The organism is Enterovibrio gelatinilyticus, assembly GCF_028683095.1.
Taxonomy (GTDB): Bacteria; Pseudomonadota; Gammaproteobacteria; order Enterobacterales; family Vibrionaceae; genus Enterovibrio; species Enterovibrio gelatinilyticus.
In genome coordinates this window covers 1-15,429 of record NZ_JAJUBC010000010.1, presented here as the reverse complement: position 1 = coordinate 15,429, position 15,429 = coordinate 1, and the positions used below count along the sequence as shown (strand labels likewise).

The 15,429-nt window shown below is 48.7% G+C and carries 13 protein-coding genes and 1 pseudogene; 6 read left to right on the top strand and 8 right to left on the bottom strand.

Annotated features, from left to right (window positions below):
* Positions 1 to 216: 216 nt before the first annotated feature.
* Positions 217 to 642: a universal stress protein gene (locus LRP50_RS10090; RefSeq protein ID WP_028025763.1), complete on the top strand. Its 426-nt coding sequence runs from the start codon at positions 217 to 219 to the stop codon at positions 640 to 642.
* Positions 643 to 745: 103 nt separating this feature from the next.
* Positions 746 to 1,621, top strand: a complete 876-nt coding sequence (locus tag LRP50_RS10085) for a carboxylate/amino acid/amine transporter (RefSeq protein ID WP_274164339.1) — start codon at positions 746 to 748, stop codon at positions 1,619 to 1,621.
* Positions 1,622 to 1,720: 99 nt separating this feature from the next.
* Here the strand turns inward: LRP50_RS10085 and fre are convergent, their stop codons facing one another.
* The 7 genes and pseudogenes from fre to trxA form a co-directional block, all read right to left on the bottom strand.
* Positions 1,721 to 2,440 (bottom strand): NAD(P)H-flavin reductase, encoded by a 720-nt coding sequence (gene fre / locus LRP50_RS10080; RefSeq protein WP_274164338.1) that lies wholly within the window; start codon positions 2,438 to 2,440, stop codon positions 1,721 to 1,723.
* Positions 2,430 to 2,690 (bottom strand): 2Fe-2S iron-sulfur cluster-binding protein, encoded by a 261-nt coding sequence (locus LRP50_RS10075; protein ID WP_274164337.1) that lies wholly within the window; start codon positions 2,688 to 2,690, stop codon positions 2,430 to 2,432. Before LRP50_RS10075 ends, fre begins: the two co-directional genes overlap by 11 nt.
* Positions 2,691 to 2,711: 21 nt before the next feature.
* Complete coding sequence (locus LRP50_RS25735) at positions 2,712 to 3,224, bottom strand: UbiD family decarboxylase (protein WP_420791218.1); 513 nt, start codon at positions 3,222 to 3,224, stop codon at positions 2,712 to 2,714.
* A 14-nt stretch (positions 3,225 to 3,238) separates the two neighbouring features.
* A pseudogene (gene ubiD, locus LRP50_RS10070) lies at positions 3,239 to 4,616 on the bottom strand (4-hydroxy-3-polyprenylbenzoate decarboxylase); the annotation flags it as partial.
* 90 nt (positions 4,617 to 4,706) lie between these two features.
* Complete coding sequence (locus tag LRP50_RS10065) at positions 4,707 to 5,705, bottom strand: hypothetical protein (RefSeq protein ID WP_274164335.1); 999 nt, start codon at positions 5,703 to 5,705, stop codon at positions 4,707 to 4,709.
* A 263-nt stretch (positions 5,706 to 5,968) separates the two neighbouring features.
* The gene (gene rho, locus LRP50_RS10060) at positions 5,969 to 7,234 is read right to left on the bottom strand and encodes a transcription termination factor Rho (RefSeq protein ID WP_028025757.1); all 1,266 of its coding nucleotides are present in this window, start codon (positions 7,232 to 7,234) and stop codon (positions 5,969 to 5,971) included.
* Between the two features lie 186 nt (positions 7,235 to 7,420).
* Entirely contained in the window at positions 7,421 to 7,747 is a 327-nt protein-coding gene (gene trxA, locus LRP50_RS10055) for a thioredoxin TrxA (protein WP_028025756.1), read from the bottom strand.
* 113 nt (positions 7,748 to 7,860) lie between these two features.
* Between trxA and rhlB the strand changes: the two genes are divergently transcribed.
* Entirely contained in the window at positions 7,861 to 9,162 is a 1,302-nt protein-coding gene (gene rhlB / locus LRP50_RS10050) for an ATP-dependent RNA helicase RhlB (protein ID WP_274164490.1), read from the top strand.
* Positions 9,163 to 9,183: 21 nt separating this feature from the next.
* Positions 9,184 to 10,665 carry a guanosine-5'-triphosphate,3'-diphosphate diphosphatase gene (gppA, locus tag LRP50_RS10045; RefSeq protein WP_274164334.1) on the top strand — a complete coding sequence of 494 codons (1,482 nt, stop codon included), beginning with the start codon at positions 9,184 to 9,186 and terminating at the stop codon, positions 10,663 to 10,665.
* A 64-nt stretch (positions 10,666 to 10,729) separates the two neighbouring features.
* Here the strand turns inward: gppA and prlC are convergent, their stop codons facing one another.
* Positions 10,730 to 12,772, bottom strand: a complete 2,043-nt coding sequence (gene prlC, locus LRP50_RS10040) for an oligopeptidase A (RefSeq protein ID WP_274164333.1) — start codon at positions 12,770 to 12,772, stop codon at positions 10,730 to 10,732.
* Between the two features lie 385 nt (positions 12,773 to 13,157).
* Here prlC and LRP50_RS10035 point away from each other — a divergent pair, with 385 nt between their 5' ends.
* On the top strand, positions 13,158 to 13,997 hold the full coding sequence (locus LRP50_RS10035) for a 23S rRNA (adenine(2030)-N(6))-methyltransferase RlmJ (protein ID WP_274164332.1): 840 nt from the start codon (positions 13,158 to 13,160) through the stop codon (positions 13,995 to 13,997).
* 89 nt (positions 13,998 to 14,086) lie between these two features.
* Positions 14,087 to 15,429: glutathione-disulfide reductase (gene gorA / locus LRP50_RS10030; protein ID WP_274164331.1), on the top strand; the 1,343-nt coding region annotated here is incomplete at its 3' end.

The following is a 15,429-nucleotide window of genomic DNA, read 5'->3' as shown; positions in this document are numbered from 1 at the left end:
ATGCCTCTTGAGTAATAAGTTCTTATGGTGCTCTCTGGCATTGGGATCTCTGCTACAGTCTTGCTTTGGAGACAGTGGTAATTTCTGATCAGATTTCATTGCTAGTAAACACTGAACTGCTTTCGGTCAGTTCTACGAGCACCACAACGCAAAATAAACACAAGGCTCTCGAACCACGCTAGCAAGCCTCAATGAGAACCTTTTAGGAGTTAGGCTATGAGCTATAAACACATTTTGGTCGCTGTTGACCTGTCCGCAGATAGCGAATCTTTGGTGCAAAAAGGAGCTGCGCTTGCAAAGCCATTGGGGGCAAAGCTGTCATTGATCCACATCGATGTGAATTACGCTCAGCTTTACACTGGGCTGATTGACGTCAACATGGTTGAAACGCGCAACCACATCATTGATGAAGCACAATCGCAGCTTAATACGCTCGCGAAACATGTTGATGTGCCAGTGACAAACACCTTGGTTGCCAGTGGTGATTTAGCAGAAGAGATCACCGAGTCCATTCAACACTTCGGCATTGATCTGGTGATCTGTGGTCATCATCAGGATTTTTGGAGCACCTTAATTTCGTCTGCCAAACAGCTGATAAATAAGACGCCTGTCGACATGCTCATGGTGCCACTGCCAAACTGATCGCTCTGACTCGACCCTCTGCTCCGTCCAGATTGACGATCCCTACCTATTGCTGCAATTTCGGGTACACTTTGCGGCAATTTACTACCAAATAGGGATCGTTATGGGTTATCTCGCGTTTATCACACTCCTGTGGGCCTTTTCATTTAGCCTAATTGGCGTTTACTTGGCTGGGCAGGTTGATGCTTGGTTTTCTGTGGTCACTCGGGTGGCGTTGGCGGCGGTGGTTTTTCTACCATTCTTACGTCTCAAAGGCGTACCTCGTCCGCTTATGCTCAAGCTCATGGCGATTGGCGGCATCCAACTGGGGTTGATGTATTGCTTTTACTATCAATCCTTTTTGTATCTGTCCGTTCCTGAAGTCTTACTGTTCACGGTTTTCACGCCAGTTTATGTCACGCTGACGTATGACTTGTTGCATCGCCGTTTTTCACCTTGGTACCTCATGACCGCCGCATTGGCTGTACTTGGCGCAGTGCTAATCAAGTTTGCCTCGATCAACCCTAACTTCATGCAGGGCTTTTTGATTGTTCAGGGCGCCAACCTTTGTTTTGCTATCGGACAGGTCAGCTACAAAGTCGTGATGGAGCGCTCTGAAGATAGTCTGCCGCAGCATACTGTATTTGGGCTCTTCTACATCGGCGCATTGTGCGTTGCCCTACCCGCTTTCTTACTACTGGGTAACACAGACAAACTACCAACCACATCGACGCAGTGGGGCATTTTGATTTACCTTGGTGCGATCGCATCTGGATTGGGTTATTTCCTTTGGAACAAAGGTGCAACGCTGGTCAATGCGGGGGCGTTAGCTGTCATGAACAATGCGTTAGTGCCAGCAGGTATTGTGGTCAATGTGCTTATCTGGAACCGCGATGCGGATTTGGGAACGCTTGCGATGGGAGGTGCGGTGATATTGGCGTCACTTTGGATCAATGAAACGTGGGTGAAGAAGAAAATTGAGGCGTCCTCGCTCGCCTAAGTGCAATCATAAGCACAAATACAGACTTAAACGTGTTATCGCTTTCCAAACAAAAACACCGCCAAATGGCGGTGTTTTTTATGCTGTGCTCTTCTGTGTTTACAGAAATGCAAACGCATCCGCAAATAGGTGATCGCGCTCTGCGCCACGCTCGGTGCAGAACATCTCTCGCGCCGCACCCGCCATCTCAAAGCGACCTGCGATGTAAACATCGTACGCTGGCAGCGAGACAAAATCTTCCATCACTGCCTGCAACACATTACCTTGCTTGCCTTGCCATCCTTCCGGGGCATTTTCCACCACAGGAATGTAGGTAAGCTGGCGGTTTTTCAACGCCAAGGCTTCCATTTCGTCATTGGCATAAAGCTGGCTCATATCACGACCACCCCAGTAAAGGAAAATAGGTTGTGAGAAACCTTGGCTCAGGCAATGATCGACCATACTGCGCACGTAGGAAAAACCCGTTCCACCAGCAATCAAGATCAGTGGACGTTGACGCTCTTCACGAAGCCAAGCATCACCATGAGGGGCTTCGATAGTAAAAGAGTTGTCGCCTTGCTCAAAAGTCTGCTTAGCCGCTTTTACCACGTCCATCGCATAAGCGTTTTCTTCCGCCGCACCGATGTGTAACTCAAGCTCATGACCATTTTGACGACAAGGGCTGCTCGCGATCGAGAACGGACGTTTGTCTTTCTCGCCCATCACAGCAAGCAGGTATTGACCCGCTTTGTAGCTCACAGGCTGCTCTGGCTTTAATAAAATTCGATAGGTGTTATTGGTCAGTGACGACACTGACGTTACTTCACATTTAATAGTCATCGCTTTCCTCAAAACTAACCACCAGATCACTGCTAGGAATGGCCTGACAGGCAAATATCCAGCCTTGCTCTTTTTCTTGTTCGGTGAGCATAGGCTCTAGATGATAACGCACATCACCTTCTATCAACCTGCAAAGACAAGTTGCACAAGCACCGATCTGACAACGGTTAGGAAATGCTATTCCTGCGCTGAGCGCGCCTTGTAATAGTGTTTGGTGAGCAGGAACCTCAAACTCAGTTCCTGCTGGCATTAGGTTTACTTTAAACACGGACTAAATACCCAGTTTGTCCCACATTTTATCGACGCTCACGACAATTTGCGGATCTTTAGCAATCGGTGTTCCCCACTCTCGGGTCGATTCACCTTGCCATTTATTGGTGGCATCTAACCCCATTTTAGACCCGCCCAGCGCAACTGGCGACGCCTCTTGATCAGAGTCAGCCTGCGTATCTAGCGAGCGAGTACAGCTAAATAGGGTATCACGAGCAGGATCCATTCGGGTGGTTATTGCCCAAATTACATCGTTCCAGTCGCGTACGTTGACATCACCCTCATCAAACACCATGACAAATTTCAGGTCAGTGATCGGCCCTAGCTGGGTCCAAAGACCTTCCATCACCCGAGGACCTTGTCCTACCGCTTCCTTCTTGATAGTCACAAGTGCCATCTGGCTCGCATTCGCTTCCGGTGGTAAATAGAGTTCGACAATCTCTGGATACTGCTCACGTACCGCACTAAGCGCCGCATCAAGAACAGCTTCATCTGACTTGGTTTCGTTAGGCACAGGTGAGTTAATGGTCTCGGCTTCCCATTTGATGGTTGCATCTAGACCCATTTTTGAGCCTAGCCCCACCACTGGCGACGCAAAATCTAATGAGTCGATCGGCGTGTTTTCTATTAGCAGAGTGTCTCTTTGCGGATCCATGCGAGTGGTCATGGCGTTAATCACGCTGTTCCAATCACGTGTATCAACATCTTCATCCACCACAATGACGTATTTTGTGTACATAAATTGACGAAGGAAAGACCACACGCCCATCATCACGCGCTTAGCATGTCCTGGGTATTGCTTCTTCATGCTCACTACCGCCATGCGGTAAGAACAGCCTTCCGGCGGCAGATAGAAATCCACAATCTCGGGAAATTGCTTTTGCAAAATAGGCACAAATACTTCGTTCAATGCGACGCCAAGCACTGCTGGTTCATCCGGTGGACGGCCTGTATAAGTACTGTGATAAATCGGTTTTTGACGCATGGTAATGTGCGTCACAGTAAACACATGATGACGTTCTACTTCGTTGTAGTAACCGGTGTGGTCGCCATAAGGGCCTTCATCAGCATACTCATTCGGGTCAATGTAGCCTTCCATAACAATTTCTGCACTGGCTGGCACGTCTAAGTCATTACTTAAACTTTTGACCACTTCGGTTTTGCTGCCACGAAGTAATCCTGCGAAGGCATATTCTGACAAAGTATCTGGCACTGGCGTGACCGCACCAAGAATGGTGGCGGGATCTGCGCCGTACGCCACGGTGACAGGAAATGGTTCACCTGGGTGGGTTTCCATCCAATCACGTAAATCCAACGCACCACCACGGTGCGCAAGCCAGCGCATGATGACTTTGTTCTTACCGATTTTTTGCTGGCGATAAATACCAAGGTTCTGGCGTTTTTTGTTTGGCCCCTTGGTAATCGTCAGGCCCCACGTCAACAACGGTGCTACATCGCCCGGCCAACAACTCATAACAGGGATTTTATCCAGATCGACGTCATCTCCTGTCCAGACAATATCCTGACAAGAGGCTTTGCGAAGCTTTTTGGCTGGCATATTCAGCACTTGCCTGAACACGGGCAATTTATCCAACGCGTCCTTAAAGCCTTTTGGTGGCTCAGGCTCTTTAAGGTACGCGAGCAGCTTCCCTACCTCACGAAGTGCCGTGACATCTTCTCGCCCCATTCCCATAGCAACACGCTTTGGAGTACCAAATAAATTCGCCAGCACGGGAATGTCATATCCCACGGGGTTTTCAAACAACAAAGCAGGGCCGCCATCTCGTAATACACGATCGGCAATTTCTGTCATTTCCTGATTTGGGTCGACAGGATGAGAGATGCGTTTGAGCTCACCGACAGATTCCAGATAGTCGATAAATGCACGTAAATCAGTAAATTTCATGGCCTTCCCAGATGAGATGTGAGGGGTTGATTATAACGAGATGTATTGCCTGTAACACGGCCAAGGGAGTAGAAACGATGAACATGTCTTTTAGATTTTCACACTCTCTAGTCCGTTCTCAATATTACGACGGGTTACGCCTGATGCTTGCTTTTGCATTCGCAGTAACCAACCTCGATGCCCCTTCTTAGCCAGCAAGACAACGATGGCTTCACCCTGACGACGATCACCAATTTTCTTCAGTAAAAACGCCTTCACGCTGTCTGGCAGCGGATTCAAACTTGAAAGTTGTCTCAATGCCGTGTCGGCCAATACGGGATTCACCGTGGCAGCGATCATCTGATCGATATCAAGCTCAGTAATGGGCGGAACATCGAGCTTTTGCAGCACTTCTAAGCTGTAATTGTCCGTACGTCGCAACCACAGTAGATTGTATAATTCATCACTACCCGTTCTGCTCGTCAATGCGGCCAATACCGCATTATCTGGGCTCCACACCATACTTTTATCGTTGATATATAAGGTTTCAAGTTTGGCGAGAGCAGGCAGCGTTAAATGGGAGATCAGGCTAACTAAGGCTTCTCGGCGCAATGCATAATCAGCTGACGAGAAAGACAACCATTTAGCCAATGACAATTGATCATAGTTAAGCAGGCGATTCGCTTCGTTCTCAAGCAGTTTGATCTCCCAACGATTCAGTACCCATTTTGCCTCTCCAGCATAGTTAAAGGCTGGCATAGTGACCCAATAGCCATTGCCCTGACTTTTCACCAAATACTTAGGTTGTTGATGGCTTATCTTAACGAGAAACTTTTCACGCTCAGGCGTCATATGGGAAAAATCCAAGGCGCTACGCGCCAATACCGTCAGCGTTTCTTCACGCAGCAAGGTTGGCATTGAAGCAAGATAAGTATCGAGTTGAGGGATTTTGTTGTCGTCAAAAAGCGCGGTCGCTTTAAGAATAGCGGAAACGGAGTTGGGATCGGCTATGTGCGAAGCAACGTCATCGGGAGAAATCGTGATAGCACGAGAAACGCCGCCAAAGAGGACGAAAAATAATATGAGTAGTAAAGCGAGTGAACGTTTCATCCCAGAAATCCTGCACCAGTACATCCTAATCCACTGGCTGAATAATATGCTTGCTCAATTCTGAGGCTCATTCTCATATTTAGCAACCCATATACGCCAGTATCGACGCACTGTTAAGCAGGTATTCGGTGCAATCTAACCCTAATAACGCTCACCGCGATCGACCCAATGACACACACTACAACTTACTGGACAGCGACATCAAAATATTCAGGCAAAAAAAAGCACCGCCTAAGCGATGCTTTTTTGTTGCATGATGCGCGTTACGATTTCTGACGACGCATTGCTTCAAAGAATTCTTCGTTGGTCTTGGTCATCGAGAGCTTATCAAGCAGGAATTCCATGCCATCAATTTCGCCCATAGGATGAACAATCTTACGCAGAATCCACATTTTCTGTAGTTCATCAGACTTTGTAAGAAGCTCTTCACGACGGGTACCAGAGCGGGTGAAATCAATCGCAGGGAAGACACGCTTCTCGGCAATCTTACGAGATAGGTGCAGTTCCATGTTACCTGTACCTTTAAATTCTTCGTAAATAACTTCATCCATCTTAGAGCCGGTATCAACCAATGCCGTTGCGATGATGGTCAGGCTTCCGCCCTCTTCAACGTTACGTGCAGCACCAAAGAAACGCTTAGGACGGTGCAATGCATTCGCATCCACACCACCTGTCAGTACTTTGCCTGAGCTTGGTACCACGGTGTTATATGCACGAGCCAGACGTGTAATAGAATCCAAAAGGATAACTACGTCTTTTTTGTGCTCAACAAGGCGTTTTGCTTTTTCGATAACCATTTCCGCAACTTGTACGTGACGGCTTGCTGGCTCATCAAAGGTAGAAGCGATCACTTCACCTTTAACCAAACGCTGCATTTCGGTCACTTCTTCAGGACGTTCGTCAATCAGAAGTACCATCAACTCACACTCAGGGTGGTTGTGGGCAATGCTCTGTGCGATGTTCTGCAGCAAAATGGTTTTACCCGCTTTAGGCGGAGCAACAATCAAACCACGTTGACCTTTACCGATTGGCGATGCCAAATCCAGCACACGTGCTGTGATATCTTCGGTTGAGCCATTACCACGCTCCATCACCATACGCTCGTTAGCGTGCAGAGGCGTCAGGTTTTCAAACAGGATCTTGTTGCGGGCATTATCAGGTTTGTCATGGTTAACTTCGTTCACTTTTAACAGTGCGAAGTAACGCTCGCCGTCTTTCGGCGGACGAATTTTGCCAGAGATGGTATCACCAGTTCGCAGGTTAAAGCGGCGAATTTGGCTTGGTGAAACATAGATATCATCTGGGCCAGCAAGGTAAGAGCTGTCTGCGCTGCGCAGGAAGCCGAAACCGTCCTGAAGAATTTCCAGCACGCCGTTTCCAAAAATATCTTCGCCGCCTTTCGCATGTTGTTTCAAAATCGCGAAGATAATGTCTTGTTTACGGAGGCGGGCAAGGTTCTCAAGGCCCATGCTTTCGCCTAAGGCGACCAGCTCAGAAACGGCCTGATTCTTCAGTTCGGTAAGATTCATAGTGGTAGGTGTCTTGTCAGTCAAAGTTGAGGTCTGAATTAGTTTGAATTTAGGAATCACGGGTGTGATCAAGAGATGAACAGATGTACACTTTACGTGCAATAAGTTAGCACCAGATCGGGGAACTGTCTAGTTACTAGAAACAAATAAGCCGTGTCCTGAGTGGTACACGGCTTATTTGTCACATTATAGGTTTGCGTCTAAAAACTCTTTCAGTTGAGTTTTTGACAGAGCGCCAACCTTCGTTGCCGCTACACCGCCGTCTTTAAACAGCAATAATGTTGGAATACCACGGATACCGAATTTAGGTGGGGTACCTGCATTTTGGTCGATATTCAATTTACCAATAGTGACTTTCCCTTCGTACTCTTCAGCGATTTCGTCAAGAATAGGGGCGATCATCTTACATGGACCACACCACTCTGCCCAGAAATCAACCAGTACAGGGCCTGCAGCATTGATAACATCTGCCTCGAAGCTGTCGTCTGTCAGCTGCAAAATCTTGTCGCTCATCTTTCACTCCAATGATTACTTTTTGTCACTGGTGATATACCAACCAGTAAATCATCACACTATTTGAATGTATTCACTATCGTATTGCAAGCCTAAGCTGATATTCTATGCTGATGAAAATGACGCATCTCACAGAGCAAAAATTTGCCGACTTCGGTCTACACGCCGATGTCATCAAAGGTTTGGAAGAAAAAGGGTTTCATAACTGTACCCCTATTCAAGCCTTGGCATTGCCGGTCCTGCTCACCGGCCGAGACATTGCAGGACAGGCCCAAACGGGCACAGGTAAGACACTGGCATTCCTGACTGCGACTTTCCATCACTTGCTGACAACGGAGGCACCTGCCGACCGCAAGAAAAACTGCCCGCGAGCCATCATTATGGCACCGACGCGCGAACTTGCGATCCAGATCTACAACGATGCTGCCCCGTTACTGGCCTCAACCTCACTGACCGCTGGCTTGGCCTACGGCGGTGAAGCGTACGACAAGCAGAAAGAAGTTCTGGAAAATGGCGTTGATATTCTTATCGGCACCTGTGGTCGTATTATCGACTTCTACAAGCAGCGTGTGATCGACTTGAACGCGATTCAAGCCGTCGTGCTTGATGAAGCGGACCGTATGTTCGACCTAGGCTTTATCAAGGACATTCGTTTCTTGTTCCGCCGCATGCCTGCTCCGGCTGAGCGTCAAAACATGCTGTTCTCAGCGACCCTTTCCTACCGTGTGCAGGAATTGGCGTTTGAGCACATGACAAACCCTGAACATGTTGTGGTTGAACCCGACCAAAAAACCGGTCACCGCATTCAGGAAGAATTGTTCTATCCATCAAACAACGACAAGATGCGCTTGCTGCAGACTTTGATCGAAGAAGATTGGCCAGAACGTGCGATTGTGTTTGCCAACACCAAGCACCGCTGTGAGCAAATCTGGGGCCACTTGGCTGCTGATGAACTACGCGCTGGTTTGCTAACGGGTGATGTGCCTCAGAAAAAACGCATGAAGATCCTTGAAGATTTCACCAAAGGTGACATCGACATTCTGGTTGCAACTGACGTTGCCGCTCGTGGTCTGCACATTCCTCAGGTAACACACGTATTCAACTACGATCTACCTGACGATAGCGAAGATTATGTTCACCGTATTGGCCGTACTGGTCGTGCTGGTGCAAGCGGTCACTCTATCAGTTTCGCGTGTGAAGAATACGCCGTGAATCTGCCAGGCATTGAAGAATATATCGATCATGCTATCCCAGTGTCTGAATACAGTGAAGACGCATTGATGACCGATTTACCGCCGCCTATCCGCCTGCAACGTCCGCGTCAGGTTAATAGTCGCCGCAATACGTCAGGCAACAAAACTGGCCCGCAAAATCGTGGCCGCGGTCGTCGTCGTCCGCCGCAGAATAAAGCGTAAAACACTCAGGGGTAACACAGCATGGATCACGCGCGTTCGCCCCTGTACGCTGCCATTGACCTCGGTTCAAACAGCTTTCATATGCTGGTTGTTCGCGAGGTTCAAGGCAGTGTGCAAACGCTGGCAAAAATCAAACGCAAAGTCCGCCTCGCCGCAGGTTTGGACAAACACCTTAACCTCAGCAGCGAAGCAATGCAGCGCGGTTGGGATTGCCTTTCTTTGTTCGCTGAACGCCTACAAGATATCGACCCTCAGAATATTCGTATTGTCGCTACGGCAGCACTTCGCAGCGCCAAAAACACCGATGAGTTCATTGCAAAAGCCAATCAGATTTTAGGCCACCCCATCACGGTTATTACAGGTGAGGAAGAGGCTTGCACCATTTATCAAGGTGTCGCACACACCTCTGGTGGTAAAGGTAAACGATTGGTTGTGGATATCGGTGGTGCCAGCACAGAACTTATCATCGGTGAAGGATTTGATGCTGCGGCATTAACCAGCCTTGATATGGGTTGTGTTACTTGGCTTGAACAACACTTCAAAGACCGCTCGCTAACAGAAGCCAGCTTTGACCGTGCGATTGACGGTGCCAAACAAGTCCTAGCGCCGATTGTTGAACGCTATCGCTCTCTTGGTTGGGATGTTTGTGTGGGTGCCAGCGGCACCGTTCAGGCATTGCAAGAAATCATGATTGCACAAGGCATGGACGAAGTTATCACCCTCGCCAAATTGCATCGATTACGCAAGCAGGCCATCGGGTTTGGTCAGGTAGAAGAACTCGATATTGATGGTTTGACGCTAGAGCGTGCCTTGGTATTCCCAAGCGGCCTATCAATTCTTATCGCGATTTTTGAGCAATTCGACATCGATTCGATGACACTGGCAGGCGGTGCGCTTCGTGAAGGCCTAGTGTATGGCATGATGAATACAATGCAGCAGCAAGACATTCGCATCCGTACTATTCAAAGCATACAGTCTCGTTATCAGCTCGATCAGGCTCACGCTAACAGCGTCGCTAACATGGCCGCCAACCTGCTTCGCCAGTGTGGTGATAAATGGATCGTTGAGCCTATCGCGGAAGATATGTTGAACTCTGCCGCCGAGCTTTACGAAATTGGCATGAGCATTGGTTTCAAGAAAGACGGCGAACACGCTGCATACTTGATAAAAAATCTCGATTTGCCGGGCTTTACACAAGCGCAGAAACAACTGCTTGCTCAGCTACTTCGTCAGTATCGCGAACAACTGCAACCAATTGGCGCGCAAAGCGCAGTATCGGCCACCAGCGCGAATCGCATTCTACGCATATTGCGACTTGCTGTGATCTTATGTCACCGCCGTGACAGCCAAACGCTTCCCGTCGTGACATTGAACGCAGAATACGATGCGCTGACACTCACTCTGCCACATGAATGGGAAGCGAATAACCCGCTTATGTCTGCAGAATTAGCACTGGAAGCCCAGCGTCAATGCGACCAACACTGGCCTTTGATCATCGCCTAGCGATGTTTCAGGCATAAAAAAGCACGGCAATTGCCGTGCTTTTTTGTACGACTTTAACAGTCAGTTAAGCGCCAATACCACTGTGACGCAAAAACGCATCGGGGGATGGCTCGCGTCCACGGAAGCGTTTGAACAGCTCCATGGGCTCTTCACTGCCGCCGCGCTCTAAAATATTCTCTAGGAATGACGCGCCAGTTTCGGTATTGAAAATGCCTTCTTCTTCAAAGCGACTGAACGCATCTGACGACAACACTTCCGCCCAAAGGTAGCTGTAATAGCCCGCACTGTAACCACCCGCGAAGATGTGGCTGAACGAATGCGGGAAGCGATTCCACTCTGGGGATGGCACCACTGAGACTCGGCTTTTCACCTCGGCGAGCGTTTCCAATACTTTCGCACCTTCCTCTGGGTCGAAGCGCGTGAACAGGGTAAAATCGAACAGTGCGAATTCTAGCTGACGTAAAATGAACATCGCTGATTGGAAGTTCTTCGCTGCTAGCATTTTGTCGAGCATGTCTTTTGGCAGAGGCTCTCCGGTTTCAAAATGACCCGAAATAAACGCTAGTGCATCTTCTTGCCAGCACCAGTTTTCTAAAAACTGACTTGGCAGCTCTACCGCATCCCACGGCACGCCGTTAATACCGGACACAGATGATTCGTCCACTTGCGTCAACATGTGGTGAATGCCGTGACCAAATTCATGGAACAAAGTGACCACTTCATCATGCGTGAACAGTGCAGGCTTGCCACCGATAGGCTTGTTGAAGTTACAGGTTAGGTATGCGACAGGGGTTTGAAGCTCACCAGACGCCGTCACTCGACGACCGCGACAATCGTCCATCCATGCTCCGCCACGTTTATGTTCACGGGCATACAAGTCCAAATAGAAGCTGCCACGCAGCTCACCTTTGCCATCGAATATATCGTAAAACGATACTGACTCGTGCCACACATCCACGTCATCACGGCGCTTCACGTCCATGCCAAATACACGCTTAAGCACTTCAAATAAACCGGCTACCACTTTGTTTTCAGGGAAGTATGGGCGTAGTTCTTCGTCCGAAATACTGTATTGGTGTTGCTTGAGTTTCTCGGAATAGTAAGCCACATCCCAAGGCTCTAATGCTTCAACGCCAAAATTCTCTTTAGCGAATTGTTCCAACGCCTGAAAGTCTTGTTCGCCTTGTGGACGCGCTTTGTCGACAAGTTCATTAAGGAAGGTCAAAACCTGATCTGTCGATTGTGCCATTTTGGTGGCCAACGACAGCTCACTGTAGCTAGCAAAACCGAGGAGTCGAGATATCTCGCTTTTCAGCAACAAGGTTTCGCTAATGAGATCAGTGTTGTCCCACTTACCCGCAGTAGGTCCGCGATCAGAGGCTCGCGTGGTATAAGCTTGGTACATCTCTGCACGAAGCTCGCGGTTATCGCAGTAGGTCATCACTGGCAGGTAAGACGGAATATCAAGCGTTAGCAGGTATCCTTCTTGCTCTTTGGCCTCAGCTTGCGCTTGTGCTGCCGCCAGTGCTGATTCAGGCATGCCTGCAAGTTCGTTCACATCTGTGATCTGCTTGCTCCAGCCCATCGTGGCATCAAGCACATTGTTTGAGAAATTAGAAGAAAGCTCAGACAAGCGCTTGCTGATCTCACCAAATCGATGCTGCTCTTTTTGTGGCAATGCAATGCCTGACAATTCGAAATCACGCAATGCATCGGTGATGGTCTTTTGCTGCGCTGGCGTTAGAAAGTCAAAATCGTCACGCGCTTTAATGGCTTTGTACGCGTCATACAATGGCTTGTTTTGACCTACCCATGTTGAGTAATCAGACAGCATCGGCAGACATGCCTCATAAGCGTCTCGAAGCTCAGGGCTGTTCACCACACCATTCATATGTCCAATCGGCGACCAAATGCGGCTGAGCCTGTCGTCACTCTCTGCGAGCGGCACACAAATGTTGTCCCAACTTGGATCTGTGTTGTTTTCCAACACCGCTTCTATCGCGGAGCGGCAATCAGCGATGGCTTGCTCCACCGCGGGTTGAACATGTTCCGGCTTAATAGCAGAAAAGGGAGGCAAATCGGTAAACGACAGCAACGGGTTGGACATGGTCAATTCCTTTATCTCTTTCTCAATGCTCTAGTTATGATGGCAAATGAACGGGTTTTCAATGCTGATGCTGCAGATATACCCAAGCAACCCGAATTAGCAGGTTTCAGCGATAAGTAAATGACATCATGATCGCAACTTTCCCCTTCATTCCTTTAAAAACCGTTTAAGCGCATCCTTATAGTACTCTCGCCCTTCGAAAGCGCTTCAGCATGCCCACTACTTCGTCAAATTCACATCAAATAGCCTGCTATTGTTCTGAAAGTTTGTCTCGCATTGGACACGCTAACTAACTCTGAAATCCAGCCCCTCTTGGCCGCTTGGGTATTACGCCTCAATAAGCGATAATGCTCGCTACTTTTGTCCGTTTTCATTCAGGTCTATCATGCTCAGTTATCGCCACAGCTTCCACGCAGGCAACCATGCCGATGTGGTTAAACACATTGTTCAGAGCCTTATCATTGAATCGCTTAAACAAAAAGATAAAGCCTTTGTGTATCACGATACGCATAGCGGTGCGGGTCGTTACGATCTCGCCGATGAACATGCAGAAAAGACCGGCGAATACAAAGAAGGGATTGGCAAGATTTGGCAATGCGACGATGTGCCGGAAGCATTAGCGCCGTATTTGGATGTCATTAGCAGCTTGAATGATGGCGAGTCACTTCGCTATTACCCAGGCTCGCCAAAAGTCGGCAGAACATTGCTGCGTGACCAAGACCGCGCGATGTTTTCCGAACTTCACCCAACGGATTTCCCGCTGCTACTGCAAGAATTTCGTGGCGACCGTCAGGTAAAAATGTTCAAAGAAGATGGCTACGCGCGTTTGAAAGCTAGCCTTCCGCCGAAAGAGCGTCGTGGCGTGGTGTTGATAGACCCACCTTATGAGCTAAAACACGAATACCAAGACGTGGTTGATGCAATTGAAGAAAGCGTTGCCCGCTGGGCGACTGGCACTTATGCAATTTGGTATCCGGTGGTGTATCGTAAAAATATCGACTTGATCACCCGTGGCTTAGAAAAGCTCGGCGTTCGTAAAATCCTTCAAATCGAATTAGGGGTTGCACCCGATTCTGAAGAGCGCGGTATGACGGCGTCAGGCATGATTGTGATCAACCCGCCTTGGACGCTTGAAGCGCAGATGAAAGAAATTCTACCGTGGCTGCAAAGCAAAATTGCGCCCGCGACAGGTCATCAGTTTGTAGAATGGATTGTACCTGAGTAAAAATCAGCCCCCATCGGGTCTGTTACTATTGGGAAATATTGGATTACCGCTATCAGTGCGGAAATAAGAATAATCACATGGAGAATAAAATGGCCAAGCATTTTGATTACATCTGTATCGGTGGTGGTAGTGGTGGTATTGCATCGGCTAACCGTGCGGCAATGTATGGTGCAAAGGTAGCAATTGTTGAAGCGAAACACTTAGGCGGCACCTGTGTAAACGTAGGTTGTGTTCCAAAGAAAGTGATGTGGCACGGCGCTCAAGTTGCTGAAGCGATCAAACTGTATGGCCCTGACTATGGTTTCGATACCACGGTAAACAAATTCGATTGGGCAAAGCTGGTCGAAAACCGTGAAGCCTACATTGGACGCATTCATACCTCTTACGAAAACGTATTGGGCAAAAACAACATCGAAGTCATCAATGGCTTTGCTAAATTTGTAGATGCGAAAACCGTCGAAGTGAACGGCGAGCACTACACCGCTGACAATATTCTAATTGCAGTCGGTGGCGAACCAACCATTCCGAACGTACCAGGCGCTGAGCATGGCATCGATTCAAACGGTTTCTTTGAGCTTACTGAGCAGCCAAAACGCGTTGCTGTTGTGGGTGCAGGCTACATTGCCGTTGAAATCGCCGGTGTTCTTAATGCTCTAGGTACAGACACGCACCTGTTTGTACGTAAAGAGTCGCCGCTTCGTACCTTCGACCCGATGATTATCGATACCTTGGTAGAAGTGATGGAAGCAGAAGGCCCAAGCCTTCACACCCATTCAACGCCAAAAGAAGTCGTGAAAGAAGCGGATGGTTCAGTGACGCTTCACTTTGAAAACGGCACATCACACAACACTGATTTGCTCATCTGGGCGATTGGTCGTAACCCGACCACCAGCAAAATCAACTTGGAAGCAACAGGCGTTGAAACCAATGCTCGCGGCTACATCAAAGTGGATGAGTTCCAGAACACAAACGTGGCTGGCATCTACTGTGTGGGTGACATCATGGAAGGTGGCGTTGAGCTTACCCCTGTGGCAGTTAAAGCAGGTCGCCAACTTTCTGAGCGTCTGTTCAATGGCAAAACCAACGCCAAGATGGATTACACGCTGATCCCGACCGTGGTATTCAGCCACCCACCTATCGGCACCATTGGTCTGACAGAACAAGAAGCGAAAGCACAGTACGGGGAAGAGAACGTGAAGGTTTACACGTCTGGTTTTACGGCCATGTACACCGCTGTCACCCAACACCGCCAGCCATGCCGCATGAAGCTAATCTGCGCGGGTGAAGAAGAGACGGTTGTTGGTCTTCACGGTATCGGCTTTGCTGTTGACGAGATGATCCAAGGCTTTGGCGTTGCCATGAAGATGGGCGCAACCAAAGCGGATTTCGACAGCGTTGTGGCTATCCACCCAACAGGCTCGGAAGAGTTTGT

Excerpts from the sequence above, each read along its gene's own strand:
- gppA (WP_274164334.1), top strand. The coding sequence starts at position 9,184 with ATGGATCACGCGCGTTCGCCCCTGTACGCTGCCATTGACCTCGGTTCA.
- LRP50_RS10085 (WP_274164339.1), top strand. The coding sequence starts at position 746 with ATGGGTTATCTCGCGTTTATCACACTCCTGTGGGCCTTTTCATTTAGC.
- rhlB (WP_274164490.1), top strand. The coding sequence starts at position 7,861 with ATGAAAATGACGCATCTCACAGAGCAAAAATTTGCCGACTTCGGTCTA.
- trxA (WP_028025756.1), bottom strand. The coding sequence starts at position 7,747 with ATGAGCGACAAGATTTTGCAGCTGACAGACGACAGCTTCGAGGCAGAT.
- prlC (WP_274164333.1), bottom strand. The coding sequence starts at position 12,772 with ATGTCCAACCCGTTGCTGTCGTTTACCGATTTGCCTCCCTTTTCTGCT.
- LRP50_RS10075 (WP_274164337.1), bottom strand. The coding sequence starts at position 2,690 with ATGCCAGCAGGAACTGAGTTTGAGGTTCCTGCTCACCAAACACTATTA.
- LRP50_RS10065 (WP_274164335.1), bottom strand. The coding sequence starts at position 5,705 with ATGAAACGTTCACTCGCTTTACTACTCATATTATTTTTCGTCCTCTTT.
- rho (WP_028025757.1), bottom strand. The coding sequence starts at position 7,234 with ATGAATCTTACCGAACTGAAGAATCAGGCCGTTTCTGAGCTGGTCGCC.
- LRP50_RS10035 (WP_274164332.1), top strand. The coding sequence starts at position 13,158 with ATGCTCAGTTATCGCCACAGCTTCCACGCAGGCAACCATGCCGATGTG.
- fre (WP_274164338.1), bottom strand. The coding sequence starts at position 2,440 with ATGACTATTAAATGTGAAGTAACGTCAGTGTCGTCACTGACCAATAAC.
- LRP50_RS10090 (WP_028025763.1), top strand. The coding sequence starts at position 217 with ATGAGCTATAAACACATTTTGGTCGCTGTTGACCTGTCCGCAGATAGC.